Annotated in this window: 25 protein-coding genes; 16 read left to right on the top strand and 9 right to left on the bottom strand. The window is 69.8% G+C overall.

Going from position 1 to position 26,484, the window contains the following annotated elements:
* Positions 1–5 precede the first annotated feature (5 nt).
* The gene (locus ACGFSB_RS06290) at positions 6–1,061 is read right to left on the bottom strand and encodes a ferredoxin reductase (RefSeq protein WP_393394858.1); all 1,056 of its coding nucleotides are present in this window, start codon (positions 1,059–1,061) and stop codon (positions 6–8) included.
* Positions 1,062–1,148: 87 nt separating this feature from the next.
* Here ACGFSB_RS06290 and ACGFSB_RS06285 point away from each other — a divergent pair, with 87 nt between their 5' ends.
* The 5 genes from ACGFSB_RS06285 to ACGFSB_RS06265 all read left to right on the top strand — a co-directional run bounded on the left by ACGFSB_RS06285 (position 1,149) and on the right by ACGFSB_RS06265 (position 5,722).
* Positions 1,149–2,288: a PucR family transcriptional regulator gene (locus tag ACGFSB_RS06285; RefSeq protein ID WP_393394855.1), complete on the top strand. Its 1,140-nt coding sequence runs from the start codon at positions 1,149–1,151 to the stop codon at positions 2,286–2,288.
* A gap of 141 nt (positions 2,289–2,429) precedes the next feature.
* A complete protein-coding gene (locus tag ACGFSB_RS06280; protein WP_393394853.1) occupies positions 2,430–2,768 on the top strand; it encodes a thioredoxin family protein in 339 nt (112 codons plus the stop codon).
* A gap of 145 nt (positions 2,769–2,913) precedes the next feature.
* On the top strand, positions 2,914–4,209 hold the full coding sequence (gene pcaC / locus ACGFSB_RS06275; RefSeq protein WP_393394850.1) for a 4-carboxymuconolactone decarboxylase: 1,296 nt from the start codon (positions 2,914–2,916) through the stop codon (positions 4,207–4,209).
* Between the two features lie 40 nt (positions 4,210–4,249).
* The gene (locus tag ACGFSB_RS06270) at positions 4,250–4,882 is read left to right on the top strand and encodes an MBL fold metallo-hydrolase (protein WP_393395791.1); all 633 of its coding nucleotides are present in this window, start codon (positions 4,250–4,252) and stop codon (positions 4,880–4,882) included.
* Between the two features lie 60 nt (positions 4,883–4,942).
* The gene (locus ACGFSB_RS06265) at positions 4,943–5,722 is read left to right on the top strand and encodes an exodeoxyribonuclease III (protein WP_393394848.1); all 780 of its coding nucleotides are present in this window, start codon (positions 4,943–4,945) and stop codon (positions 5,720–5,722) included.
* A gap of 66 nt (positions 5,723–5,788) precedes the next feature.
* On the opposite strand, the gene ACGFSB_RS06260 is transcribed toward ACGFSB_RS06265, so the two are convergent.
* Complete coding sequence (locus tag ACGFSB_RS06260) at positions 5,789–7,597, bottom strand: SGNH/GDSL hydrolase family protein (RefSeq protein ID WP_393394845.1); 1,809 nt, start codon at positions 7,595–7,597, stop codon at positions 5,789–5,791.
* A 257-nt stretch (positions 7,598–7,854) separates the two neighbouring features.
* Between ACGFSB_RS06260 and ACGFSB_RS06255 the strand changes: the two genes are divergently transcribed.
* The 5 genes from ACGFSB_RS06255 (at position 7,855) to ACGFSB_RS06235 (ending at position 11,605) form a co-directional block, all read left to right on the top strand.
* Positions 7,855–8,295 carry a DUF6278 family protein gene (locus tag ACGFSB_RS06255; protein ID WP_393394842.1) on the top strand — a complete coding sequence of 147 codons (441 nt, stop codon included), beginning with the start codon at positions 7,855–7,857 and terminating at the stop codon, positions 8,293–8,295.
* A 120-nt stretch (positions 8,296–8,415) separates the two neighbouring features.
* The gene (locus ACGFSB_RS06250; RefSeq protein ID WP_393394839.1) at positions 8,416–9,159 is read left to right on the top strand and encodes an amino acid ABC transporter ATP-binding protein; all 744 of its coding nucleotides are present in this window, start codon (positions 8,416–8,418) and stop codon (positions 9,157–9,159) included.
* A 20-nt stretch (positions 9,160–9,179) separates the two neighbouring features.
* Positions 9,180–10,085, top strand: coding sequence for a glutamate ABC transporter substrate-binding protein (locus ACGFSB_RS06245; RefSeq protein ID WP_393395788.1), 906 nt, complete (start codon positions 9,180–9,182; stop codon positions 10,083–10,085).
* A gap of 9 nt (positions 10,086–10,094) precedes the next feature.
* The gene (locus ACGFSB_RS06240; protein ID WP_393394836.1) at positions 10,095–10,739 is read left to right on the top strand and encodes an amino acid ABC transporter permease; all 645 of its coding nucleotides are present in this window, start codon (positions 10,095–10,097) and stop codon (positions 10,737–10,739) included.
* Positions 10,736–11,605, top strand: a complete 870-nt coding sequence (locus ACGFSB_RS06235) for an amino acid ABC transporter permease (protein ID WP_393394833.1) — start codon at positions 10,736–10,738, stop codon at positions 11,603–11,605. Before ACGFSB_RS06240 ends, ACGFSB_RS06235 begins: the two co-directional genes overlap by 4 nt.
* A 38-nt stretch (positions 11,606–11,643) precedes the next feature.
* Here the strand turns inward: ACGFSB_RS06235 and ACGFSB_RS06230 are convergent, their stop codons facing one another.
* From ACGFSB_RS06230 to ACGFSB_RS06220, 3 genes are all read right to left on the bottom strand, one after another.
* Complete coding sequence (locus ACGFSB_RS06230) at positions 11,644–13,239, bottom strand: alpha/beta fold hydrolase (protein WP_393394830.1); 1,596 nt, start codon at positions 13,237–13,239, stop codon at positions 11,644–11,646.
* 139 nt (positions 13,240–13,378) lie between these two features.
* Complete coding sequence (locus tag ACGFSB_RS06225) at positions 13,379–14,578, bottom strand: Ig-like domain-containing protein (RefSeq protein ID WP_393394827.1); 1,200 nt, start codon at positions 14,576–14,578, stop codon at positions 13,379–13,381.
* Positions 14,579–14,723: 145 nt separating this feature from the next.
* A complete protein-coding gene (locus ACGFSB_RS06220; RefSeq protein WP_393394824.1) occupies positions 14,724–15,482 on the bottom strand; it encodes a hypothetical protein in 759 nt (252 codons plus the stop codon).
* Between the two features lie 104 nt (positions 15,483–15,586).
* Between ACGFSB_RS06220 and ggt the strand changes: the two genes are divergently transcribed.
* The gene (ggt, locus tag ACGFSB_RS06215; RefSeq protein WP_393394822.1) at positions 15,587–17,398 is read left to right on the top strand and encodes a gamma-glutamyltransferase; all 1,812 of its coding nucleotides are present in this window, start codon (positions 15,587–15,589) and stop codon (positions 17,396–17,398) included.
* Between the two features lie 39 nt (positions 17,399–17,437).
* On the opposite strand, the gene ACGFSB_RS06210 is transcribed toward ggt, so the two are convergent.
* Together ACGFSB_RS06210 and map are read right to left on the bottom strand one after the other, a co-directional pair.
* Positions 17,438–19,303 (bottom strand): hypothetical protein, encoded by a 1,866-nt coding sequence (locus ACGFSB_RS06210; RefSeq protein ID WP_393394819.1) that lies wholly within the window; start codon positions 19,301–19,303, stop codon positions 17,438–17,440.
* Between the two features lie 19 nt (positions 19,304–19,322).
* A complete protein-coding gene (map, locus tag ACGFSB_RS06205; protein ID WP_393394816.1) occupies positions 19,323–20,090 on the bottom strand; it encodes a type I methionyl aminopeptidase in 768 nt (255 codons plus the stop codon).
* A 51-nt stretch (positions 20,091–20,141) separates the two neighbouring features.
* On the opposite strand from map, the gene ACGFSB_RS06200 reads away from it, so the two are divergent.
* Positions 20,142–20,411, top strand: coding sequence for a helix-turn-helix domain-containing protein (locus ACGFSB_RS06200; RefSeq protein ID WP_393394813.1), 270 nt, complete (start codon positions 20,142–20,144; stop codon positions 20,409–20,411).
* Between the two features lie 37 nt (positions 20,412–20,448).
* Here the strand turns inward: ACGFSB_RS06200 and ACGFSB_RS06195 are convergent, their stop codons facing one another.
* Positions 20,449–21,300 carry an NmrA family NAD(P)-binding protein gene (locus ACGFSB_RS06195; RefSeq protein WP_393394810.1) on the bottom strand — a complete coding sequence of 284 codons (852 nt, stop codon included), beginning with the start codon at positions 21,298–21,300 and terminating at the stop codon, positions 20,449–20,451.
* The gene (locus tag ACGFSB_RS06190; protein ID WP_393394808.1) at positions 21,297–21,767 is read right to left on the bottom strand and encodes a nuclear transport factor 2 family protein; all 471 of its coding nucleotides are present in this window, start codon (positions 21,765–21,767) and stop codon (positions 21,297–21,299) included. The genes ACGFSB_RS06195 and ACGFSB_RS06190 overlap by 4 nt, the downstream gene beginning before the upstream one ends.
* 132 nt (positions 21,768–21,899) lie before the next feature.
* On the opposite strand from ACGFSB_RS06190, the gene ACGFSB_RS06185 reads away from it, so the two are divergent.
* The 4 genes from ACGFSB_RS06185 (at position 21,900) to ACGFSB_RS06170 (ending at position 26,472) form a co-directional block, all read left to right on the top strand.
* Positions 21,900–22,496, top strand: a complete 597-nt coding sequence (locus tag ACGFSB_RS06185; protein ID WP_393395786.1) for a TetR/AcrR family transcriptional regulator — start codon at positions 21,900–21,902, stop codon at positions 22,494–22,496.
* Between the two features lie 106 nt (positions 22,497–22,602).
* Positions 22,603–24,144 (top strand): hypothetical protein, encoded by a 1,542-nt coding sequence (locus ACGFSB_RS06180; RefSeq protein ID WP_393394805.1) that lies wholly within the window; start codon positions 22,603–22,605, stop codon positions 24,142–24,144.
* Between the two features lie 205 nt (positions 24,145–24,349).
* A complete protein-coding gene (locus ACGFSB_RS06175; protein WP_393394803.1) occupies positions 24,350–25,192 on the top strand; it encodes a nitrilase-related carbon-nitrogen hydrolase in 843 nt (280 codons plus the stop codon).
* The gene (locus tag ACGFSB_RS06170) at positions 25,189–26,472 is read left to right on the top strand and encodes an aspartate aminotransferase family protein (protein WP_393394801.1); all 1,284 of its coding nucleotides are present in this window, start codon (positions 25,189–25,191) and stop codon (positions 26,470–26,472) included. The genes ACGFSB_RS06175 and ACGFSB_RS06170 overlap by 4 nt, the downstream gene beginning before the upstream one ends.
* Positions 26,473–26,484 lie beyond the last annotated feature (12 nt).

Raw genomic sequence — 26,484 nt, 5'->3', positions numbered from 1 at the left:
TGCTCCTACCGTTCGATGTCGCAGGGGCCCGCCGCGGCGGACACGCAGGTCTGGATGAGGACGCCAGGATCGGCCTCGGTGATCTCGCCGGTGCGCAGGTCGCGGACGGCGCCCGCCTTGAGCGGCGTGACGCAGCCGAAGCAGATGCCCATGCGGCACCCGGAGGGCATGAGCACGCCGGCCTCCTCACCGATGTCCAGCAACGGCGTGGCGCCGTCCGCGTCGACGGTCTTGCCGGTGGTGCTGAACGTGACTTCGCCGCCGTCGCCGGCGACGACGATGCTGGGGCGGAAGCGTTCGGTGTGCAGACGCTCTTGGACGCCGTGCTCGGTCCAGTGCTCTTCGGCGGCGTCGAGCAGGCCCGCGGGCCCGCAAGCCCAGGTCTCGCGCTCGGCCCAGTCGGGCACGAGTTCGTCGAGACGGGCGATGTCGAGGATGCCGTCCGTGTCGGTGTGCACCTCGGTGAGGCGCAGCTTCTTGTCCGCGACCAGGCCGTGCAGTTCGTTGCGGAAGATCACGTCCTGCGGCCGTGGCGCGCAGTGGACCATGACGACGTCGTGGAACTCGCTGTCGCGCAGCATGCCCATCACGGGCGTGATGCCGCTGCCGGCCGTCAGGTAGAGCACCTTGGCGGGCTTGGCCTGCGGCAGCACGAAGTCACCGGTCGGCTGGTCGAGCTGGATCAGCGTGCCCGGTTTCGCCCTGCGGACCAGGTGGTTGCTGACCTTGCCGTCCGGGATCGCCTTCACGGTGATCGTGACGCGGCCGTCCTGGCGGTTCGTCGGCGAGGTGATGGAGTAGGCACGCCACAGGCGCACCCCGTCGACGTCGACCCCGATCCGCACGTACTGACCGGCCGTGTGGCCGCGCCAGCCCTGTCCCGGCCTGATCACGACAGTCGCGGCGTCACCCGTCTCGGGGTGCACGGCCTCGACGCGCCCACGCAGGTCAGCGCCCGCACGCAGCGGGCTGACCAGGTCGAGGTAGTCCGACGGCAGCAGCGGCGTCGTGACCATCTCCAGCAGTTTCCACGCCCTGCTGCGGAGGGCTGTACTCGTCATGACTTCAGCTTGCTGCGCCTCAAGGCGTAAAGTCCTGACCGCAGGACGTAAATCTGGTCGACTGAATTGTTCGCAGGGAACAAAAACGTGAGCCATGCAATCCAGAGGGCCAGCGAACTGGCCTTGGACAAGACGACGGTCACCGCGCTTCGGGCCACACTGAAGACCACCGCCGACGAGGTCGTCCAGGCGATCATCGACGAGGTCCCTCCCTACGCCAACGCGCTTTCGGGCCGCATGGGCGGCACCATCCGCCGAGCCGTCCGCACCGCCCTGGGGCACTACCTGGACCTCGCGAGCGGGAACGCCACAGGCGGCGACGCCGGTGACGCGGCCTACGAGCTCGGCCGCGGCGAGGTGCGCGACGGCCGTTCGATGGACGCCCTGCTCGGCGCCTACCGCGTCGGCGCCCGGGTGGCCTGGCGATGCCTGGCAGCGGGTGCCGTACCCGCGGGTCTGCCCGCTGCCGAGGTCGCCAAGTTCGCCGAGCTGACCTTCGCCTACATCGACGAGCTCTCCGCCGCGAGCGCCGCGGGCCACGCCGACGAACTGGCCGCCCGGGGCCGGGCCCACGAGCTCCACCTGGAACACCTGGCCCGCGACCTCCTCGCCGGCGCGAGCCCGGACGTGCTGCTGGCCTCTGTTCAACGGGCCGGGTGGCAGCCTCCCGTTTCGCTGACCGCGGTCCTGCTGCCCGCAGCCCAGGCCCGGCCTGCCTACCGCGTGCTCGACCCGAGCACCCTCGTCCTCGACGATCTTCCGGACGCCACCGGTGTGCTGCTCGTCCCCGATGCCGACCGATCACGTCTCTTGCGGCAGCTGACCGACCGCACCGCCGTGGTCGGCCCGGCCCGGCCATGGACTCGTGCGTCCGCCTCGTACGCACGAGCCGTACGCGCGCGCTCCCTCTCCTCCGACATCCGCGACACCGAGGACCACCTGCCCGAGCTGGTGCTGAGCGCCGACATGGACGCGTTCGCAGACCTGCGTGCCCGAGCCCTCGCACCGTTGCGGACCTTGCCTGCCGCGACCGCGCGGCGACTGGAAGAGACGCTGCGGGCGTGGCTGCTGCACCACGGCAGACGGAACGAAGTGGCGGCGGCGTTGTTCGTCCATCCACAGACGGTCCGGTACCGGATGTCGCAGCTGCGGGAGCTCTTTCCGGATCTCGCATCGCCGAACCGGGTCCTTGAACTGACGCTGGCGGTCGGTCTTCGGGTCAGCTGACGCGTACTTCGACCGTCCACGACGGCGGCCCGGGAAAGAGCGGTATGAGCCAGCTGCGGCTGGGGGCTGATGTGACGGCCTGGCACACCGCGCGAGGGATGATGGGGATGGAATGACGGAACGTTGAGGTCAGGAGCTTCCATGACGAAGCGGGTTCACCGACCCCGTGAGGACGCGGAGTTCAATTTCATCCTCGGGATGAGCGGAGTTCCGGTCCTCGCGTACTTCACCGGGACATGGCCCAAGGCGATCGAACCCTGCCGGGTGATGGACCTCGTCATGGGTGGCATCGCCGACGACTACGCGGGCCGCCTGACGGCCGTCCGCGCCGACATCACGCGTTGTCCGGCCGCAACCGAGCGATACGGGATCACCGGAGCCCCGTCCTACGTCCTGCTGAAGACAGGAGAGGCGGTGGCGCACGGCACAGGGCCCATGACCACCGCCGAGGTACGGAAGTCCCTGGACGGCCACCTCTGAGCGGCCGCTGCGGCTGGTCGAAGCGCTCTTCTTGAGTTGGTGGGACCTTGGGCTACGCGGCCCGGGAGGTCTTCCACCTGGTCATACAGTTACAGCCAGGACCCCGCTCATAGGGGCTGTCGTGACAGATGAGAGGGTCAGGCGAGTGAGTGAGACACCGAAGAGCACCCTCCAATACCGCTTTGACGGGCCAGAAGACGCCCCGGTGCTGATCCTCGGGCCCTCGCTCGGTACCACATGGCACATGTGGGACCGGCAGGTGCCCGAGCTGGTCAAGCAGTGGCGCGTGTTCCGCTTCGACATGCCCGGACACGGGGGCGCCCCGGCGCACCCCTGCGGCTCCGTCGGTGAGATCGCGCAGCGGCTCCTTGCCACGCTCGACTCGGTCGGCGTGCAGCGCTTCGGGTACGCGGGCTGCGCGTTCGGCGGTGCGATCGGCGCCGAGCTCGCCCTGCGGCATCCGCAGCGCGTGGCCTCGCTCGCGCTGATATCGGCCTCGCCGCGTTTCGGCAGTGCCGACGAGTTCCGCCAGCGTGGGGTCATCGTGCGGAGCAATGGGCTCGACCCCATCGCGCGTACGTCCCCCGAGCGCTGGTTCACGCCCGGCTTCGCCGCCGCACAGCCCGCGATCACCGACTGGGCCGTACAGATGGTGCGGACCACGGATCCCGGCTGCTACATCGCCGCCTGCGAGGCGCTCGCCGCCTTCGACGTGCGCGCCGAGCTGGGGCGGATCGGGGTTCCGACGCTTGTCCTTGTGGGGTCGGAGGATCAGGTCACCGGGCAGGGCGAGGCTCGTACGCTCGTCGCCGGGATACCGGACGCCCGCCTCGCCGTCGTGCCGGGGGCCTCCCACCTCGCCCCCGTCGAGCAGCCCGCCGCCGTCACCGACCTTCTCGTACGTCACTTCTCCACCGCCTGGCTCGCGAACGACGCCACCGGTACGCACGCGGCGATCAGCGCGACGCCCCTCAAGCCGGTGCTCGCCCCGCCGCCGCCCGTCGCCCCCATCGCTGAGATCGGGCCCATGGAGCAGCCCGAAGCCGTGGGCGGGGGCCGCCCCGACCCGTTCGAAGCGGGCATCAAGGTCCGCCGTGAGGTGCTCGGCGACGCGCACGTCGACCACGCGCTCGCCGCCGCCGACGACTTCTCCGGCGACTTCCAGGAGCTCATCACGCGCTACGCCTGGGGCGAGGTCTGGAACAGACCTGGCCTCGACCGGCGCTCCCGCAGCTGCGTCACGCTCACCGCGCTCGTCGCCGGCGGGCACCTCGACGAACTGGCCTTCCACACCCGCGCAGCCCTGCGCAACGGGCTCACCGCGCAGGAGATCAAGGAAGTGCTGCTCCAGGCCGCCGTCTACTGCGGCATCCCGGCGGCGAACTCCGCGTTCAAGGTCGCCCAGGCAGTGATCCGTGAGGAAACCACGCCCCAGGAGTGAGGCGTAGCAGGATGGGGGCATGACGACTGCCGCCAAGCACATCAAGCTCACGAAGAAGACGCACGCCTGTGTCCGCCTGGAGCGGGACGGCCGGAGTCTCGTCATCGACCCCGGCACGTTCAGCGAGGAGGACGCGGCGATCGGCGCCGACGCGATCCTCGTCACGCACGAGCACATCGACCACTTCAACGAAGACCGGCTGCGCGCCGGTATGGAGGCCAGCCCCGCCGCCGAGATCTGGACCCTGCGATCCGTCGCGGAGAAGATCTCGGCGGCCTTCCCGGGGCGTGTGCACACCGTCGGGCACGGCGACACCTTCACGGCCGCCGGGTTCGACGTGCAGGTGCACGGCGAGCTGCACGCCGTGATCCACCCGGACATCCCGCGGATCACCAACGTCGGTTTCCTGGTGGACGGTTCGGTCTTCCACCCGGGCGACGCGCTGACCGTCCCGGAGCAGCCCGTGGACACGCTGATGCTGCCGGTGATGGCACCCTGGAGCAAGATCTCCGAGGTCATCGACTACGTACGTGAGGTCAAGCCGCAGCGCGCCTACGACATCCACGACGCGCTGCTCACGGATCTTGCCCGGCCGATCTACGACATGCAGATCGGCTCCCTGGGCGGCGCCGAGCACGTGCGGCTCGCGCCGGGGGAGTCCGCCCAGCTGTGACTCGCCCAGCTGTGACTCGCCGAGCTGAGACTGTCAGTGGCGGCCGGTAGGTTGTGAGACATGCGCATTGCCACCTGGAACGTGAACTCGATCACCGCTCGGCTCCCGAGGCTGCTCGCCTGGCTGGAGAGCAGCGGTACGGATGTGTTGTGCATCCAGGAGACCAAGACCACCGCCGAGCAGTTCCCCGCCGACGAGCTGCGCGAGCTCGGCTACGAGTCGGCGGTGAACGCGACGGGGCGGTGGAACGGAGTCGCGCTGGTCTCCCGCGTCGGCCTCGAGGACGTGACGGTCGGGCTGCCCGGAGGGCCCGATTACGACGGCGTCCAGGAGCCGCGCGCGATCTCGGCGACCTGCGGCTCGGCGCGGGTCTGGTCGGTGTACGTGCCCAATGGCCGCGAGGTGGACCACGCGCACTTCGCGTACAAGCTGGAGTGGTTCGAGGCGCTGAAGGCGGCGGTCGCCGCCGACGCGGCGGGCGCGCGGCCGTTCGCGGTCCTCGGGGACTTCAATGTGGCCCCGACCGACGAGGACGTGTGGGACCCCGCCCTGTTCGAAGGCGCCACGCACGTGACCCCCGCCGAGCGTGCGGCCCTCGCCGCGCTGCGTGATGCGGGACTCTCGGACGTCGTGCCGCGGCCTTTGAAGTACGACCACCCCTTCACGTACTGGGACTATCGGCAGCTCGGCTTCCCCAAGAACAGGGGGATGCGCATCGACCTGGTGTACGGGAACGAGGCGTTCGCGAAGGCCGTGACGGACTCGTACGTGGACCGTGAGGAGCGCAAGGGCAAGGGCGCGTCGGACCATGCGCCGGTCGTGGTGGACCTGGACCTCTAGACAGGCCGGAGCAGGGCAGGGGCACGGCAGGGGCCAGGTCTTCCGGCCCCTGCCGCCACCTCGCCGCTACTTCGGAACCAGCGCCCGCAGATCCACCGAATCCGCGATCGCCGCAAGCCCCGCGTCCCCCGGATGCAGATGGTCCCCGCTGTCGTACGCGGCGAGGATCCGCGCCGGCTGTGCCGGATCCCGGAGTACCGCGTCGAAGTCGAGGACGCCGTCGAGGTCGTCGCTGCCGCGCAGATAGGCGTTGACCTTCACCCGCTCCGCGTCCGCCGCCGCCGTGCACAGCGACTCGCCCTGGCAGGGCGCGATCGTCGCCGCAAGGACCCGCAGCCCTCGCGCATGGGCCCGCTCGATGATCTCCCGCAACCCGGCAGTGACTTGATCCGCGGACGCACCCCACCGCACATCGTTGACGCCTTCGAAGACCACGACCGTACGGGCCGATGTCTGGGCGAACACATCACGGTCGAGACGGTTCAGCGCACTCACACCGCCCGTGTCCGTCGAGACGCCGTCACCGGGATAGCGGTCGGCGATCACGCGGTTCGCCGAGATGCCCTGGTTCAGGATGCCGAAGCGCGGGACCTCGTCCTGCTGGAGCAGCCGCGTCGCAAGGACGTTGGGCCAGCGGTGGTTCGCGTCCTGCGTCGACTTCACCCCGTCCGTGATGGAGTCGCCGAGCAGCACCACGGAGCCGGGCCCGCCGCCGACGTCGACTCCGGTGAGCAGCGGCCACGTCGTGAGGGTCGATGTGTACGCCGCCGGTGAGCCGTCCGCCGCGTGGTCGCCGGGGCCGCTCACGTACGAGCGCTGAATGGCCTGGCTGTGGACGGGCGCGGTGGTCACCGTCTCCGGGAGGTGGAAGCTCACCAGGAGGTTGGTGTCCGCGGGTACGTCGAAGTCGAGCGGATCGCTGAACGCCTGGGCGCCCGCCGGGATTTCAGTGCCCCCCGAGCCCCGGAAGGACAGCCGCTCCGGCACACCCCGTGCCCCCGCCCCGGCCTCCTGCACCGCCACCGTGGCACTCCCGATCCGCACCGGCGTCGAGGCGAAGGTGTTGTCGAGCCGGATCCGCACCCGCGGCCCGCCCGTGCTCGTGTGGACGACCAGGCGCACGGTCCTGTCGGCCCACGGACCCACCGCCGTGTACCCGGCAGTCGACGCCGACCAGCTGCCGGTCCACCCCTTCGCGGGCTGCCGCACGGAGAGCGCGAAGACGTGCAGATCCGGGGCGCCGGGGTCCTTCGGCAGGGTCACCGAAGCGACCTCGCGCCCGCGCGCCACCGGTACGGTCACGGCGTACAGCCGTGCCTTCTCGGCGAGTTGGCCGCCGGGGGTGTTCACATGCGGCAGCGCGACCGCCTTCGTGGCGAGCGGGCCCGCGCGCCAGTCCGGTGCCGTCAGGCGGTACGTTCCCCGCGATCCGTCCCGGTAGCGCACGGTGCCCGCGCCGCTCGCCTCGCCGCCCGTGCCCGCGACCAGGAAGGCCAGGGCGTCCCCGCGCCCGTGCACCCGTACGGACTGCCCGTCGGCGCGGACGTTGTCGGCCTGGCCCGCGGCCGTCCGGGGCCAGGCGAGGCGCGCTCCGTCTACGGCGAGCGAGCGGCCCGGGGTCCAGCCCGCCGCCGTCAGGTCCCGCGCCGAGAGCGAGCCGCCCGAACCGTCGAAGTCCGCGTCGCCGGGCCGCGTGTCGTCACTGACCGCGCGGTTGTCGAAGAGCCGCTCCAGGGGGAGCGGCTCGGGTCTGTGCGGGGCGGCCTGCGCCGCCGCGACGGGTACGACGGTGGCGAGTAGCGCGAGTACGGCGGACCCTCCCCAGATACGTGAGATGCGTGAGATACGCGAGGTACGCGAGCTGCGTAGGCGCACACCAGACCCCTCCCCTTCGGCTGAAGCTGTGGCTGAAGCTGACGTGACGACAGGTGCGCCATGAAGCTAAGGAGGCCGGGGAGAAGCGTCAATGAGGTGCGCGTGAACATGACCCGAACTTGCCGCGCCTGTCGGCCAACGGGCCCGCCTCGCCCCGCCCCGGAGCCGGAGCGCTGTTCGTGTGACGCGATTCACCTGATTCCGTGATGAACTGACGCGACAGGAAATGCACAGGATCCCCCACGGAGAGGCCCCTCATGAACATCCCATTCTTGGACAAGTGGCGCAGGCGCCATGCCGCTGATCCGGGACCGGGTCTCGCGGCAGCGTTCGAGAACGACCCCCAGGGTGTGGCCGAACTCCTCTCCGAATGTGAACTCCTGCGCTCTCAGGCGGCCTCCGCCGGGCTCGAACTCGACGACTCCCCGGCCTCGTTGACCGCGCTCGACCAGCTCCTGCCCCGCTGGCGCGACGATCCGGAGCTGCTTCCGTGGCTCGGCAACGACGCGGGCCTGTACCTCGGTTCGGTCATCGTCCGTACGGTGCCGGGCACCACCTGGCATGTCTGGCCCGGCGGCAGCCCCGTCGTGCAGCTCGCGTCGGGGCGTGAGATCCAGGTGGTGGAGGCGGGGCTCGACTGGGCCGTGCAGGGCGCCCCCGAGCTGTCCCAGGTCTACGCGGAGGCGTCGGAGACGTAGGCGCGGGATGACGTAACTGCAAATACGGTTAATGCCCATAAGTGCGTGTCGTCCAGTAAGTCCCGTTTTCGCGTGGATAGTTTGCGCGGACCGACACCGCCAAGAGTGGGCAGGGCAGGGATGGCCGTCGATCCGCTGATCGAGCTGCGAGATGTGAACAAGTACTACGGGGAGCTGCATGTCCTCCAGGACATCAACCTCACCGTCGGCAAGGGGGAGGTGGTCGTGGTCATCGGCCCGTCAGGGTCGGGGAAATCAACGCTCTGCAGGACGATCAACCGGCTGGAGACCATCCAGTCGGGAGCCATCGCACTGGACGGGCAGCCGCTGCCGGCAGAGGGCAAGGCACTCGCCACGCTCCGCGCCGACGTCGGCATGGTGTTCCAGTCCTTCAACCTCTTCGCGCACAAGACAGTGCTGCAGAACGTCGCGCTCGCGCCGGTCAAGGTACGGGGCCGCAAGAAGGACGAGGCCGCGCGGCGCGCCCGCGAACTCCTGGAGCGGGTAGGCCTCTCGACGCAGGCCGCGAAGTACCCGGCACAACTCTCGGGCGGTCAGCAGCAGCGCGTGGCCATCGCACGGGCCCTTGCCATGGACCCCAAGGTGATGCTCTTCGACGAGCCCACTTCGGCACTCGACCCCGAGATGATCAACGAAGTGCTCGAGGTCATGCAGCAGCTGGCCCGTGACGGCATGACCATGGTCGTCGTCACTCATGAGATGGGCTTCGCCCGTTCGGCCGCCAACCGCGTCGTCTTCATGTCCGACGGCCGCATCGTCGAGGACCGGGCCCCCGAGGACTTCTTCAACAATCCGGAGAGCGACCGCGCCAAGGACTTCCTCTCCAAGATCCTCAAGCACTGACGAACGGGGGGACAGTCATGATGCGTACGACACGTCTGCTCGCGGCGCTCGTCATCGCCGCCTGCGCCGCCACCGCGTGCGGCAAGGAGGGCAGCCCCCCGGTGAAGGGGCCGCAGCCCGACGAACTGCCCAAGTACCAGGTGGCGAAGGGCTTCGCGCTACCGGGCTCGGGCACCTGGAAGAAGGCCAAGAGGCGCGGTCATCTCGTCGTCGGGGCCAAGGAGGACCAGCCGTTCCTCGGCGAGAAGAACCCCGCGACCGGGACGTACTCGGGATTCGACATCGAGATCGCCAAGATGGTCTCGGCCTCGCTGGGCTTCGACCCGAAGAGCGTCACCTTCAAGACGATCGCGTCGGCGAACCGCGAGACCGCCTTGCAGAACGGGCAGATCGACTACTACGTAGGCACCTATACCATCAACGACCTCCGTAAGAAGCTCGTCGGCTTCGCCGGGCCCTACTACATGGCGGGTCAGGGCCTGCTCGTGCGCTCCGACGAGGACGACATCAAAGGCCCGCAGGACCTGGACGGCAAGCGCGTCTGCTCGGCGGCTGGCTCGACCCCGTACCAGCGCATCCAGAAGGACTACCCGAAGGCGACGCTCATCGCGTACGACACGTACTCGGTCTGCGTCGACAACCTGCTGACCTATCAGGTCGACGCCGTCACCACCGACGACGCGATCCTCATCGGGTACGCGGCCAAGGTGCCCGACGAACTCAAGGTGGTCGGCAAGCCCTTCTCCGAGGAGCCCTACGGCATCGGCGTCCCCAAGGGCGACACCACCCTGCGCTTCGCCGTCGACGACGCGCTCGCCGCGCGGGAGAAGAACGGCGACTGGAAGAAGGCCTACGACGCCACGCTCGGCCTCTCCGGAGTCCCGGCGCCGAAGCCGCCCGCCATCGACCGCTATCCGGCGAGCTGAGGAGGCGTCGTGGACGTACTGACAGAGAACTTCTCCACCTTCGGCAAGGGCTTCGTCGGCACCGTCGAACTCACCGTGTACGCCTCGATCCTGGCCCTCGTGCTCGGCTTCCTGATGGCGTCGTTCAGGGTGGCGCCGGTCGGTTCCTTCCGGGCGTTCGGCACCGCCTGGGTGACGGTCCTGCGCAACACCCCGCTCACGCTGCTCTTCTTCGCGGTGCTGCTCGGCCTGCCGCGCTTCGGACTCGTCCTGCCCTTCAAGGTGTTCGCCGTCCTCGCGCTGGGCTGCTACACCTCCGCGTTCATCTGTGAGGCACTGCGTTCGGGCATCAACACCGTCCCCAAGGGCCAGGGCGAGGCGGCCCGCAGCCTGGGGATGACCTTCGGGCAGACCCTGTCCATGGTCGTGCTCCCGCAGGCCTTCCGGTCCGTCATCCCGCCGGTCGGCTCCACCCTCATCGCACTCGCCAAGAACTCGGCGATCGCGGGCGCGTTCAGCGTCACCGAACTCCTCGGCACGTACAAGACGCTCAGCGAGCTCGGCTACAACATCATCTGGACGTTCGTCTGGATCGCCGTCGGCTACCTGATCATCACCCTCGCCATCAGCGCCGTCTTCAATGTCCTCGAGAAGCGCTGGGGAGTCGCCCGATGAAAGCCCTCTCCCACGAATCCACCGCCCTCTACGACGTACCGGGCCCGAAGACCGAGCGCAGACACAAGTTCTACGGGCTGCTCTCCACGCTGGTCCTCCTCGCCCTGGTCGGGTGGCTGCTCTATCTGCTCTTCGACACCGACCAGTTCACGGAGACGAAGTGGATGCCCTTCGAGTACACGGGCATCCAGGAACTTCTACTGAAGGGCCTCGGTAACACCCTCAAGGCCTTCGCGATCTCCGCCGTGCTCGCGCTCGCGCTCGGTGGTCTGCTCGCTGTGGGGCGGCTCTCCGATCACCGTCCGGTGCGCTGGGTGGCCACGCTTCTCGTGGAGTTCTTCCGCGCGATGCCGGTCCTGGTGATGATCTTCTTCGTCTTCGTGGCGCTGAAGGTCCAGCCGCTGCCCGCCCTGGTGACCGGACTCACGCTCTACAACGGCTCGGTGCTCGCCGAGGTCTTCCGTTCGGGAGTCAACTCAGTGGAACGCGGACAGCGGGAGGCGGCGTACGCGCTCGGGATGCGCAAGACACAGGTCATGGGCCACGTCCTCGTTCCACAGGCCGTGCGCGCCATGTTGCCCGCCATCATCAGCCAGTTGGTGGTGGCACTCAAGGACACCTCGCTCGGCTATCTGATCACCTATGAGGAGTTCCTCCACGCCGGAAAGCTGATCGCGTCGAACCTCGACTACGATCTACCTTTCATCCCCGTGGTTCTGGTGATCTCGCCGATCTACATCGGGATGTGCATGCTGCTCTCGTGGTTCGCCCAATGGGTGTCCAGACGACAGCGGCGCAATCCCAAGACCGAGGCCGCGGAAGTGGCACCGGCCGAACCAGGGACGCTGCTGCCGGGTCCGCAGTAGCTAAAGGGGCCAGAGCCCGACCCGGCAGCAGCCGGTGATCACTTCTCGCGCAGCGGGACCGACACGTACGACGGGTCGGACGCGGGCGAGGAGAAGGTCAGCTGTGCGCCGGACGGGTTGTGCTCGATGTAGAGCGGGTCGACCGTGTCGACCACCAGGGCGAGCTTGTGTCCTGCCGGTACGTCGTAGGCCGTGGAGAACAACTCCAGGTCCACGCCGAACGGTTGGCCGGGAGTCTTGCCGTGGAAGGTGTACGGCGCGTTACTGACCAGCTTGCCGAGGCCGAGCGGGCCCACGTCGTAGAGGTACGCGACGAGGGTGCCGCTCTCCTTGGTGCTGGTGAGCGTGGTGTGCAGCTTCGCCGTCCCGCGCACCCGCTGGGGGCTCTCGTACTTCTCGGACTGCCAGACGCCCGCGTAACGCCGTGGAAGCAGCGGCATCGAGGCCATCGGCGGGATCTTGAGGAACTGGTCCAGAGCGTTGGAGAGCATCACGATGCCGCCGTTGGCGCCCGAGTCGACGTTCGTACGGATCGTGGTGGAGCCCGCCAGGTCGATCTTCTTCTTCGTGGCGCCGACCGACTTCCAGTCGGGGTAGCCCTCGTAGCCGCCTGTGGAGCGTGACTTGAGCTGGACGGGCTGCTCGGTGTCGACGCCGTTCTTCTCGCCCTTGAGGTAGCGGTCGAACCAGCGCTGGGTCGAGGTCCAGGTGTCGTTGGGCAGGCCGAGCAGTCCTGTCGCCTCGGCCGTGGCGTGGTCACCGGGGCGGAACTCGAGACGCTTCGGGCCCGTCAACTGCTCGTAGAACTTGGCGTATTGGTTGGGCGGGAAGATGGTGTCGCCCCAGGCGTTGCCCATCATGACGGCCGCGCCGTTCTTGTTGATCTGGTCGATGTAGGTCGCGGGGGAGCGCTTCTTGCCCCACGCGATCATCTCGTCCTCCTTGTCCAGGTTGGACCCGATGAAGTCCTTCAGGGTCTGCTGGAGTTCGGGGCTCGGCCGCCCGGTGAGGGCACCGGCGCCGCCGAGGAGTCCGGCGGCCTGGAGGTGCTGGGTGCGGCCGCTGTAGATCGAGTCGATGAGGTCGCCCCAGCCGCTCAGCGCGGCCACGGCCTTGATCCGCTTGTCGTGCCCGGCGGCGAGCAGGCTGATGCCCGCGCCGTACGAGACGCCGCCCATGCCGATCTTCGCGGGGTCGGCCGGGGTGTTCTCCAGGGTCCAGTCGATGACCTTGGAGGCGTCCGCGATGTCCTCGGGGCCGCCGGTCTCGATCTCGCCGCCGGACTGCCAGAAGCCGCGCGAGTTGTAACTGACCACGACATAGCCGGAGTTGGCGAGCTTCTGGGCCTGCGCCACGTACTCGATCTGCGGCATGGCCCAGCTGGTGGGCAGCACGATCGTGGGGTACTTGGCGCCCGCCTTCGCGCCCTTCGGGGTGAAGACGTTGGCCTTGAGGATCGTGCCGCCGTCGCCGGGGATGTCGACGAAGCGTACGTCCGTGGAGCCCGCCGCCTGTGGTGCGGCCGCCGGAGCCGCTTGGGCGGCCGGGGCGAGGCCGAAGGCGGCGCCGGCGACGAGAGTCGCCGACACGGCGCCCACGGTGGTCGTACGCAGAGCCTTGCGCGGTTGTCCCACGGGTCACTCCTTACTCGTGCAAGCAAAGTGACCCGACGGTAACCTCGGGGCTTTACCGAGGGTAACCCGTCGGTAAGTTACGCACCGGTAACGATTGTTCAGTTATCTACTTTCAGTGCGGCCGCAGCTCGGCACACCCTCAGTTCAGCGCGCTCTTCGTCTGCCAGTCGGCCCAGGAGATGTTCCACTCGCCGTATCCGTTGCCCGGAGCCGGGACGCCCTTCGAGCCGCTGCCGGAGACCTCGAAGGGGTCGCCGATCTGGGCCTGGCCGTACAGCCAGGAGGCGTCGCCGTCGCTCATGCCGATGCAGCCCGAGCTGTGGTTGGTGTTGCCGAAGTACGAGGCGTTCCAGGGGGCCGCGTGGGCGTACATGCCCGACCAGGTCAGGCGCATCGAGTTGTCGACCATCTTGTCGTAGGCGTCACCCAGGCCGACCGTCTCGGAGCGCATGTTGATCGTGCCCTCCTTGGCCATCAGAACGGACGTGCCGCCCCAGGACGCCTTGTCGCCGCCGGGGGTGCCCGCCGACATCGGGACGGTCTTGACGCTCCTCCCGTCGCGTACGAGCGTCGCCTGCTTGCTGTCCAGGTCGACCTTGACCTTCTGGCTCTTGCCGACCTCGAAGCCGGTCGAGTAGTCGCGCGTGAACCAGCCGCCGTCCGTGCCCGAGTCGATGCCGTTGAGCTGGGCGTCGAGCTTCACCTTCGTGCCGGACTTCCAGTACTCCTTGGGGCGCCAGTCGACGCGGTCCTTGCCGTCGTAGTTCTCGATCCAGCCCCAGGATCCGGGGGTGTCGTTCGACGTCGTCACCTTCAGGTGCTTCTCGACCTCGGCCTTGTTCTGCACCGGGTGGTCGAAGACGACCGACAGGGGCTGCGCGACGCCGACCGTGGTGTCCTTGCCGGGCGTCAGGCTGAGCTTGTTCACCTGCTCGGGGGCGGCCGTCCTGAAGGACTTCCGCGCGCTGCCGCCGCCGTCCGTGGTCGCCTCGACCTTGTACGAGGTGCCGGGCGCGGCCTTGCGGTCGGAGGTCCAGGTGGTGCCGTTCGCGGCGACCTTGCCGGTGAGCTTCGCGCCCTTCGCGTCGGCGACCGTGACCCGCTTCAGCTTGCCTTCGGCGAGTGTCACCTTGACCGGGGAGCCCGCCTTGGCCTGCTTGCCTTGCAGGTTGACGGATATCTCCGGCTTGTCGGCAGCCGTGTCGGCGGACGCGGGCGTACTGCCCGAACAGGCGGTCAGCGCGGCGGCCAGTGCCGCGAGACCGGCGGTCGTGACCGCGGCCCCGGTGTGGCGGGAGCGTGTGGGGCGTCGGCGACTCGACGAGCTCAGGAGCCTCAAGGGAACGTACCTCCGTGCGAATGTGGAACTGCACGGGGAGAGGGTCAAAGGTCCCGATGGGTTGCCTGTTGCCCCGAATTGCCGAATAGGTCACAGAGGCGCGATATGGGCCGTGTGCGGACGTCGACGCCTGGTGATCGCCTGGCTACTTGGCGCGATGGGATGAGCGCGGTGGCGTGACCGCGGGGGCCGGGGCCTGGGCGGCGCGTGTGACGTCCCCGACGAGCTCGACGACGTCGGGACCGTACGCCTGGGAGTTGACGATCTTCAGGAGCAGGACGAACGTGTTGGCGCCGTGCTTGCGGGCGAGGCGCTCGTGGTGCCGGGCGAGATAGCGGGTCGCCGCCTGGTTGGTGATCGCGCGCTGGCCGCAGAAGAGGAAGACGGGTCTCGCCTCCTGGCCCTGCCCCGCGGTGAGCCGCGCCAGGATCACGTACTCCGTGACCCCGCCCTCCAAGCGGTACCGCTCGCTGCCGATCTGGAAGGCGCCGCGGTCCGGGCCCGGCTCCGGATCGGTGTTGACGCGGATGCCGGGCAGCAGGGAGTGCATGTGGGCGGCCATGCGGCGGTTGACCGTGGGGGAGCCCACGCAGAACTCGGTGCGTTCGCCGAAGCTCTGCTGAGCGGCGTCGTGCGGGACGAGCTGGGCGTGTGCCCCGCAGTCCTTGATCAGCGCGGCGATTTCGAGCAGGGCGAACACGTCGTGCCGTACGACGGTGAGCTCGGGGCTGCCCGCCTCGCGGTTCACCACGAGCAGCGACTCGGAGTTGTCCGGCAGCCCGAAGAAGGCTTGCTTGCGGCGGAGCTTGCGCCGCCAGAGGTGGGTACGGGTGAGCCAGCCCAGCACGGCCCCGAGGCCGGCCGCGATCAGGCCGAGGACGATATAGCGCACGTCTTCAGTCATGGGGGCGCATGTTAGCTGGCTCTAGGACCCGTGTTCGAGGCGGTCCTATCGCGACGGAGGCGCCGAAGTTACGCTGCGCAGACGGTTGTTGACTGGAGGTACGAATGCGTCGTGCTGTCGTACGGAATCTGACGCTATTGGCGGTCGGAGGGGTGTTGGTGTCGGTCGGTGCCGCCGTGCCCCCTTCGTCTCCGCGCTCAGCTGAACCGGCCGCCGGAGCCACGGGGAAGCAGCCGGTGGCCGTCGGCTACGGCGGTGCTGTGGCCAGCGTCGACGCGGATGCGTCCGCCGCCGGGATCGAGGTCCTGAAGAAGGGCGGCAACGCGGTGGACGCGGCGGTCGCCACGGCGGCGGCGCTCGGCGTCACCGAGCCCTATTCGGCGGGTGTCGGGGGCGGCGGGTACTTCGTCCACTACGACGCGAAGACCCACAAGGTGAGCACGATCGACGGCCGCGAGACCGCCCCGCGCACCGCCGACTCCGGGCTCTTCCTGGAGAACGGCAAACCACTCCCCTTCGAGGACGCCGTCACCAGCGGCCTCGGCGTGGGCACGCCGGGCACTCCCGCGACCTGGCAGTCCGCGCTCGACCGGTGGGGCAGCAAGCGGCTCGGCCCGCTCCTGAAGCCCGCCGAGCGGCTCGCGCGCGACGGGTTCACGGTGGACGGGACCTTCCGCTCGCAGACCGAGGCGAACCAGAAGCGGTTCGCCGACTTCCCGGACACGGCGAAGCTGTTCCTGCCCGGTGGCGCGCTGCCCGTGGTCGGCTCGACGTTCAAGAACCCCGATCTCGCGCGCACGTACGAGGAGCTGGGGAGCGAGGGCGTCGGAGCGATGTACCGGGGCGGCATCGGCGAGGACGTCGTACGGACCGTGAACAAGCCGCCCGTGGACCCGGCGTCAGGTCGAGTGGCCCGGCGCGGAGACCTGTCCGCGAAGGACCTGAAGGCCTACGAGGCGAAGCACCAGGCGCCGACCCGCACCTCGTACCGCGGTCTCGATGTCTACTCCATGGCGCCCTCGTCCTCCGGCGGCACGACCGTCGGTGAGGCGCTCAACATCCTTGAGCGGACCGATCTCTCGAAGGCGTCGAAGACGAAGTACCTGCACCGGTTCATCGAGGCGAGCCGCGTCGCGTTCGCCGACCGCGGGCGGTGGGTGGGGGACCCCGCCTTCGAGGACGTACCGGCGAAGGAACTGCTCTCGCAGCGGTTCGCCGACTCGCGGGAGTGCCTGATCCGCGACGACGCGGTCCTCAAGAGCCCGCTCGCACCGGGGAACCCGCGGGACCCGGCGTCCTGCGAGTCCGGTGACAAGGCCGCCCCGACCACGTACGAAGGGGAGAACACGACGCACCTCACGGCCGCCGACAAGTGGGGCGACGTCGTCTCCTACACCCTGACCATCGAGTCGACGGGCGGCAGCGGGATCACCGTCCCCGGGCGTGGATTCCTGCTCAACAACGAACTGACCGACTTCTCCTTCGCCCCGGCCGACCCGGCCGTGCACGACCCGAACCTGCCGGGTCCCGGCAAGCGGCCCCGGTCCTCGATCGCGCCGACGATCGTCCTCGAGAAGGGGAAGCCGGTGGTCGCGCTCGGGTCGCCGGGCGGGGCGACGATCATTACGACCGTGCTCCAGACCCTCACCGGGTTCGTCGACCGGGGGCTGCCGCTCGTCGACGCGATCGCCGCGCCGCGTGCGAGTCAGCGGAACGCCGCGCAGACCGAGTTGGAGCCGGAGCTGTGGGGGAGTCCGGTGCGGGCCGACCTGGAGGCGATCGGGCACTCCTTCAAGCAGAACCCGGAGATCGGGGCGGCGACAGGCGTGCAGCGGCTCCCGAACGGGAAGTGGCTGGCCGCGGCGGAGAAGGTGCGCAGGGGCGGCGGGTCCGCGATGGTGGTGCGGCCCGAGTAGAGGGTGCGCCGGGCGGGCCGCACGGCCCGCCCGGTGGACTCAGCCGGCCGCGCAGTTCTGCTCCAACTCGTTCGCTGCCCAGCGGATCGCGCCTTCGGGGTCGTTGTGCAGGTGGCGCAGCTTGGGCAACGTCTCCCGAACCGCCGCGAGTTGCGCGTCGCCCCTGCCGCCGCGGGCCTCGCGGACGTCCGCCAGGTCCGCGATGAGGAGGAGCAGTGTGCTGCGGGCCCGGTTGTCCGGGTCCGTCATGAGGTCGGCCAGGAACGGGACGGCCGGGACCGCGGCGGTCGACGCCGCCTCCTTGGAGACGAGGAGACGGTAGAGGTCGTGGACCGCGTCCATGGCCGTCTTCTTGTCGTCCGACGCCACTTTGCCGATCAGCTCGGGGACTGCGTGCCCGGGGCCGCGCGCGGTCCAGAGCGAGCCCCAGTCGACGTCCTCCAGACGCAGTTGGAGGTCGCGGTGCGGCCACAGCCTGGCCAGGTCGAGGCGGAGGGCTGCCGTGGATTCGGCGTCGGTGACGGACAAGGTGCCGTCGGTGTCGAGGCCGAGGAACTTGATGCCGGTGCCGAGGTGGAGGTTGGCCACCGCGTCCGTCGCCAGGTCCCGGACGCGGACCAGGCCGTCCGCCCAGGCCACCGCGAGGGCGGGCCCGGTCGGCAGGACCGCGGCGGCGAGCGAGCTGACCGGGGTGCTCCTGCGGTCGAGGGGGGAGCGCAGCGGCTTGCGGCGGGTCGACCAGTAGCGGATCACGCCGTGGGCGTCGCCGCTGAGGACCACGCGCGTGCCGGTCCCGAACTCCAGGCAGGCCACCGAGGTGACCGGGGCACGGTGCAGGGTGAGCGTGATGGTCTCCGGGTCCTCGTCGTCCGTCTCGCGGACGTGCACGCACCCTTCCGTGTCACCCGCGACGAGCAGCGTCGGGCCATGGAGCGAGGCCACCGCCCGGAGTGTGCCCGGGGTTTCGACGAGCGCGGCCGCCGCTCCGGCGACGACGGGCGGCTGCGGGAACTCGCGGGTCAGGACCGTCCACCGGCCGCGCGGGTCGGCTTCTCCGGCGGAGAGCGAGGCCGGTCCCAACTCCAGGAGCGGTACGGGGACTTCGGACGGCGGCCGGATGTCCTTGTCCGTCCACTCGAGGCCGAGCGTCCTGGCGACGTCGAGCAGCGCAGCGCGGGTGCGCGCGTTGATGACGATCTTGAAGTCGGCTCCCGGCCCGCGACCGTGGCGTACGACGGCGTCCGGAGCGCCGTACGAGAGCGCGTCGGTGCCGTCCTCCTGCCAGGGCAGCAGGCCCAGTTCGGGGTACGAAGCCTCCAGGCGCCGCACGATCCCGGGGTCGGCGTCGACGGTGTCGCGGCCGAACCGCAGGGTCCAGCCGTAGTGCGCGGGCATTCGCTCGAAGGCCAGCTGCATCAGGAACTCGGAGAGCGAGCGGCTCTGCACCACCCAGCGGCCGTCGACGCTCACCACGACCCTGGGGTCGGGGAGTTCGGCCTCGGCGGCGAGATAGCCCCACTCGTGGGCGTAGTGGTACTCGGACATGAACACGCACACGCGGTGGTCGCCGCCGGGCTCGGTGAGAACGCTGTCCGCGTCCACGTCGAGCTCGGAGATGGCCGGCGGCCACTGCGTATGGACCCAGTACAGGCGCGGGTTGAAGGCGAAGGAGTTGAGCGGCGAGTCCCACCACTCGTTGAGCGCCTGGGGGACCGGCAGGTCCCAGTCGACGCCGTGCTCCCCGTTCTCGCCGCCCCAGCGGGAGTGGCCGGGCTCGCCGCCCGGGTCCACGTACCCCCACTCCCGCTGTACCTCGTCGAGCAACGACCAGCGGGAGCGCCCCTGTTGACGCTCAAGCCGGTCCGCGAACTGTCCGTAATCGATTATCTCGTGTGTCACCGTCACCGATGCATCGTACGGATGATCACAGGGTCGTGAGGATGCGAGGCCCCTCGTCCGTGATCGCCACTGTGTGCTCCGCGTGAGCCGCGCGGCTGCCGTCGTTCGTGCGCAGCGTCCAGCCGTCAGGGGCCGGGTGGTAGTGGTCGATTCCGCCGGCGATCACCATGGGCTCGATGGCCAGGGCCATGCCGTGCTTCAGGGGCATACCGCGGCCCGCGCGGCCTTCGTTCGGGACGCCCGGGTCCTCGTGCATACGGCGGCCGATGCCGTGGCCGCCGAAGTCTTCCGGAATGCCGTAACCCGCGTCCCTGCACACCACGCCGATCGCGTGCGCGATGTCGCCGATGCGGTTCCCCACGACGGCCGCGGCGATGCCCGCCGCCAGGGCGCGCTCGGCGGTCTCGATGAGGCGTACGTCGTCGGGGCGGGCGGTCCCGACGGTGAAGCTGATCGCCGAGTCGCCCACCCAGCCGTTCAGTTCGGCGCCGAAGTCCGCGGACAGCAGATCGCCGTCCTGTAGGCGATAGCTGTTCGGGACGCCGTGCACGATCGCGTCGTTCACGGACGCGCAGAGAACGGCGGGGAACGGCGTGGGGGCGAAGGAGGGGCGGTAGCCGAGGAAGGGCGATGTGGCGCCCGCGTCCCGCAGCACGGCGTGCGCCACCTCGTCGAGCTCGAGCAGCGAGACACCCACGCCCGCCGCGTCCCGCACCGCAGTGAGGGCCTGGGCGACGATCCGGCCCGCCTCACGCATCGCATCGATAGATTTGTCCGTCTTGATTTCCACCATGCCAATTACTATACCGGTATGAGAATGGGATCCGGCACTAGGATGGGGTGCATGGTACGAACTCCACTGACCCCCGAAGAGCGCGAACGCGGCGAGCGGCTCGGCCGACTGCTGCGTACGGCGCGTGGCGAGCGGAGCATGGTGGAGGTGGCCGCGAATGCCGGGCTCTCCGCCGAGACGCTCCGCAAGATCGAGACGGGGCGGGCTCCGACGCCCGCGTTCTTCACTGTGTCGGCGCTTGCGGTGACGCTCGACCTCTCGCTGGACGAGGTGGCTCAGGCGTGCGCGCTCGTGCCGTTGGCGCCGCTCGCGCCGGTGTGAGCGGCCGTCGCTGTCGCTGTCCCGGTGGCTGTCACCGTCACTGGGCCTGAGTCCACTCGGCCGCGTTCTCGGCGGCGAAGTCCGCGAAGCGGCGGGCCGCTCGGCCGGTGATCCGCTCGACGGCGGGGTCCACGCGGTCCTCGGACCCGTGGGCGATCGCGTCGTCCATGCCCGCGAGCATGTGGGCGAATTCCTCGGGTATCCCCGTGGCGGCGAGCCGCTCGCTGAAGCGCTCCACCGGGATGGAGTGATGGCGGATCTCGCGCCCCGTGACCTTGGAGACCGCCTCCGCGATGTCGGCGTAGCCGAGCGCTTCCGGTCCTGTGATCACGTGTGCCGTGTTGTGCGGTTGTTCGTCCGTCAGCGCGTGTACGGCGACGGCCGCGATGTCGGCCGCGTCGACGAACGCCACTCGTCCCTGCCCGGTGGCCGTCACGATCTCGTCCGTGGCGCGGATGCTCTCGACGTGGAGATGCCCCGGCGTGACGAAGTTCTGCATGAACCAGGAGGGGCGCAACACCGCCCATTCCGGGGCCAGTCGGCGCAGCGCCCGGTGGACTTCCCCGACGCCGAGGTCGCCCTCGGTAATGGCGGACGAGCTCAGCAGCACGAAGCGGCGCACACCCGCCTCCAGGGCGCGCTCCAGGAACGGCACCATCAGCCGGCCGGGGTCGGAGTCTCCGACGGGCGGCACCAGGTAGACGGCGCCGACGCCGGTGAGGGCGGGGCCGTGGGTAGCCGGGTCGGCCCAGTCGAAGCGGATCTGGTGGGTGCCGGGCCTGGGGTCGCGGCTTGCGACGCGTACGGACAGGCCCTGGTCGGCCAGTGCGGTCGCTGTGCGGCGGCCGGTGGTGCCGGTGCCGCCGGTGATCAGGAATCGCATGGTCATCGGGCCTCTCCGGAGCGGGCGGCGCCGACGGGGATCTCGCCGTCGAAGGCGTCGGCCACCAATGCGCCGTTCCAGTAGTCGCGGAAGCGGGTGAACTGTCCGTCGTGGACGGTGACGACCTGGATGTACGGCATGTCGAAGGCGCGTCCCGTGGCGACCGCCCGGCCGGTGCCGCGCAGCTCCACGACGATGGTCGCGGGGTCCTCGGTGCGGTGGACGGTCAGGTCCTCGAAGCTCCGCAGGTCGATGTGGTCGGGGTAGTCGGACATGTAGCCGCTGATGGCGTCGCGGCCTTCGAGTCGATGCGGGGCTCCGGGGAGCGCGAAGGGGAATTCGAAGACTCCGTCCGGCGCCCAGAGGGCGACCCAGCCGTCGATGTCCTTGGCGAGGAGGAGGTCGAGGGAGCGGGTGAAGACTTCGGCGGGTGAGGCGTGCGGCACGGGAGGTTCCGTGGGGTGCGGCGTCATGGTGGCGACGTTAACCTGACCCCGGGTCCGTTTACAAGTACCGGACTCGGGGTCGACTTATGCTGGGGTCGGTCCACGCGCCGTCCCGCTCGCCCCACCCGCACCCGCACCCGCACCCTCACTCGAGGAGGAATCATCGCCGCCCGCAAGGAACGAGCCGACTCCGTCCGTAACAGGGCCGCACTGCTTGCCGCCGCCGCCCGTCTGTTCAAGGACGCCGACGACCCCGAGAGCGTCAAGATGGCCGACATCGCCCAGGCGGCCGGGGCCGGAAAGGGCACGGTCTTCCGGCACTTCTCCGACCGCATCGGCCTGATCAGGGCGTTGGTCGTCGAGGAGACGCGGCAGCTCTGCGAGCAAGTCATCGACGGGCCGGCGCCGTTGGGCCCCGGAGCTCCCGCTGCCGAGCGGCTGCCCGTGCTCATGGCCGCGCTCCTCGACCTCAAGCTGAACCAGCGCGCCCTGATGCTCGCCCTGGAGCGTGCGGGGGCCGGGAGTCCCTACTCCAACCCCACCTACGACCTGTGGCACTCCGAAGTCGCCGGGATGCTGTCCGGAGTACACGGGTGCGAGGGTGCCGACTACCTCGCGCATGCCCTCCTCGCCGCCGTCCGCAGCGACCTGGTCGAGCATCTGACCAGCCAGGGCGCGACTCCCGCGCAGCTGCACGCGGGGCTGCGGCGGCTGTGCTCCTCCGTGCTCGCTCACGGTGCCGACGGCCGGGTGTGAGGCGCCGCGGGGCGGCCGGAAAACTGCGTGTAGTCGTCCCGTAACACGACTGGTGTTATCTTCCGGACCGGAACACTCCCGGCTCCATGGGGCGGTGCTGGCTCGGATGGCAGTAGGACAACTCCCTGATCAGGTACGGGAGTTCGCGAGGTACCTGAGAGACCTGCTGGCGCGGCTCGATCCGGGCGCCGGGTGGTGCGGTGTGTTCTGGTCCCGTGACCCCGAGGGGATGCAGGCCTGCCTGGACGGCGTGGAAGTGCCCCCGTGGGACGTGGTGGAGGCGGTCCTGCACGATCTGGCGGCGGGGTACGGGGTGCGGGCCGCCGAGGAGGAGACGGAGCGGGCGCGGAGGCTGCACGGTGCCTCGCTCGCCGCGTACGACGCACGGCCCGGTGGCCGCGGGCTGCTCGGCGAGCGCCTCGACATGATGCTCACCGAGCAGCGGTTCGCCGTGGAACGGCAGGCGGAACTGGGGCGTTCGCTCGCGGAGGCGGTCACGCAGGACGAGGTGGAGCGGCTCAACCGGGACCTGGCCTGGGTGCGGGACGACCATGAGCGGGCGACCGCCCGGTGCGCGGAGCTCCGGGAACGCATCGACCAACTGGACAGGGCGGCGCGCCCGCAGTGGGTCGACTTCGGGGGGCCCGTGTCGGACGACTTCGAGGGGGTGGTCGAGGAGGACGTCGACTTCGGCTCTCCTTGGGGGGATGAATCCGGCTCCGGCTCTCCCTGGCGGGATGGCAGCGGGGGTGACTTCGGTGCCGAGCCCTCATCCCCCGAAAGCGCGCCCCCGGAGCACGACGCCCGGCCCGTCGACGAAGCCGCCCCGACCGATGACCGGCCCCGAGTCCCCGAACAAGGCCGCAAGCCGCGCGACACCCCACGCCGCAAGGGCCGCCCCCGAGGCGCCCGGTTCGCTGGGTTCGGGGGGTCGGGCGGGTCCGGCGATGAGGAGGCCGACGCCGACGCCGCCGCTGTCGCCATGCCCGAGACGGCCGCGCAGTCGCCCGCCGCGAAGGCGCCACGCGGCGCGCGGTTCGCGCACGCCGCCGACGAGACGGGCGGCGCGGACGAAGCGGCGGGCCATGACGGTGGCCCTGACGCCGTAGGGCCGGACCGTGACGCCGAGCAGGTGACCGCCGAGGCCGTCGCCGCCCTCGTACGGCTCCGCGCCCAGGGCCGTAGCGGCGAGGCCCACGGAGTGCTCGTCGAGGCGGCGGGCTGGCCGGCGGCGCGCCTCCCGGTGTTCGGCGGTGAGCTGCACCGTGCGGGGCTCGGTGCCGACTGGTCGACGCTGCTCTGGGAGGCCGCTTCGCTGCCGCCCGACCGCCTTGTCGCCCTTGCCGACGCACTCGCGGGCGCGGGCCGCGCCGACGACTGCCGGAAGCTGCTGCGGCAGGGCGTCGTACGGCCCGCCCCGGAGATCGCCGAGGCGGTCCTCGCGCTGATCGACGCGGGCCGCGAGCGCGAGGCCCGTGCGCTGCTCGACGCCTATCTCCGTGTCCGTACCCCCGAGGACGCGGCAGGCTGCGCACACACCGATCCGTACCGCCTCATCCCGCTGCTTCTCCGGGCGGCCCAGGGGGTGTCGGACGAGTGCCACTGGGATCTCGTGCACGCCCTGCGCGTCGCCGGATTCAGTGCGTGATCCAGAGCCTGACGCGCTCGTTTCGTGTGCGCTTTCTCGATCGCCCCTCGTCCGCTTCTCGCCCGCTTGGGTGCGAAACATGATCGACTCCGCCGGTTAACGACGATGGTCTTGCTCAGCCCGTCGGGGAGGCTTACGTTTTCCCCTCTACGCATCAAGTCTACGGGCGTAGAAGCTCTCTGACGTCCCGTCGAAGGAGCAGTTCATGGCCAACGTCGTACGCGCCGCACTGGTCCAGGCGACCTGGACAGGCGACACCGAATCCATGATCGCCAAGCACGAGGAGCACGCCCGCGAGGCGGCCCGCCAGGGTGCGAAGATCATCGGTTTCCAGGAGGTGTTCAACGCCCCCTATTTCTGCCAGGTGCAGGAGGCCGAGCACTACCGGTGGGCCGAATCCGTACCCGAAGGACCCACCGTCACGCGGATGCGGGAGCTCGCCCGCGAGACCGGCATGGTCATCGTCGTCCCGGTCTTCGAGGTCGAGCAGTCCGGGTTCTACTACAACACCGCGGCCGTGATCGACGCCGACGGCTCGTATCTCGGTAAGTACCGCAAGCACCACATCCCCCAGGTCAAGGGCTTCTGGGAGAAGTATTACTTCAAGCCGGGGAACGCGGGCTGGCCCGTCTTCGACACGGCGGTCGGCAAGGTCGGCGTCTACATCTGCTACGACCGCCACTTCCCCGAGGGCTGGCGGCAGTTGGGCCTGAACGGCGCCCAGATCGTCTACAACCCCTCCGCCACGTCCCGCGGCCTCTCCGCCTACCTCTGGCAGCTGGAACAGCCCGCGGCGGCCGTCGCCAACGAATACTTCATCGCCGCGATCAACCGCGTCGGCGTCGAGGAGTACGGCGACAACGACTTCTACGGAACGTCGTACTTCGTCGACCCGCGCGGGCAGTTCGTCGGCGAGACGGCGAGCGACAAGGCCGAGGAACTCGTCGTCAGGGACCTGGACTTGGGGCTCATCGAGGAAGTACGCCAGCAGTGGGCGTTCTACCGGGACCGCCGCCCCGACGCGTACGAAGGACTGGTACAGCCGTGAAGGACCTCCACACCCGCCACAAGGCCGTCCTGCCCGAGTGGCTCGCGCTCTACTACGCCGACCCGCTGGAGATCACCCACGGGGATGGCCGCCACGTCTGGGACGCGGACGGCAAGCAGTACCTCGACTTCTTCGGCGGCATCCTCACCACCATGACCGCCCACGCACTGCCCGAGGTCACCAAGGCGGTCAGTGAACAGGCCGGGCGGATCATCCACTCGTCCACGCTCTACCTCAACCGGCCGATGATCGACCTCGCCGAGCGGATCGCGGGCCTCTCCGGCATCCCCGACGCCCGCGTCTTCTTCACCACGTCGGGGACCGAGGCCAACGACACGGCCCTGCTCCTGGCCACCGCGCACCGCCGCTCGAACCAGATCCTGGCGATGCGCAACAGCTACCACGGCCGCTCCTTCACAGCCGTCGGCATCACCGGCAACAACGCCTGGTCGCCCACCAGCCTCTCACCGCTCCAGACGCTGTACGTCCATGGCGGCGTGCGCAGCCGAGGGCCGTACGCCGAGTTGAGCGACGCCGAGTTCATCGCGGCCTGCGTCGCCGACCTCAAGGACATGCTCGGGCAGACGCGCGGGGGAGTGGCAGCGCTGATCGCCGAGCCCGTCCAGGGGGTCGGCGGCTTCACTTCGCCGCCCGACGGCCTGTACGCGGCCTTCCGCGAGGTCCTTGCGGAGCACGGCGTCCTGTGGATCTCGGACGAGGTGCAGACCGGCTGGGGGCGCACCGGCGACAATTTCTGGGGCTGGCAGGCACATGCCGCGAGCGGCCCGCCGGACATCCTCACCTTCGCCAAGGGCATCGGCAACGGCATGTCCATCGGCGGTGTCGTCGCGAGCGCCGAGGTCATGAACTCCCTCGACTCCAACTCCATTTCGACGTTCGGCGGCTCACCGGTCACCATGGCGGCAGGCCTCGCCAACCTCACGTATCTCCTGGAACACGACCTCCAGGGCAACGCGCGGCGCGTCGGCGGTCTGCTCATCGAGCGGGTGCGCGCCATCTGCGCCCAACTGCCCGTCGTACGCGAAGTGCGCGGCAGGGGCCTGATGATCGGCGTCGAGCTCGTCGACCCCGAGACGGGCGAGGCCAATCCGCGGGCGGCCGGTGCCGTGCTCGAAGCGGCCCGCGAAGGTGGCCTCCTCATCGGCAAGGGCGGCGGCCACGACACGAGTGTCCTGCGCATCGCGCCCCCGCTCTCGCTGACCGTCGCGGAGGCGGAAGAGGGCGCATCGATCCTCGAACGGGCCTTGCGGAGCGTCTAGTTCACCTGCCTC

The sequence above is a fragment of the Streptomyces sp. NPDC048441 genome, assembly GCF_043200235.1.
Lineage (GTDB): Bacteria > Actinomycetota > Actinomycetes > Streptomycetales > Streptomycetaceae > Streptomyces.
Note: the sequence above shows the minus strand (reverse complement) of the source record. Positions and strands in the feature narration are given on the sequence as shown.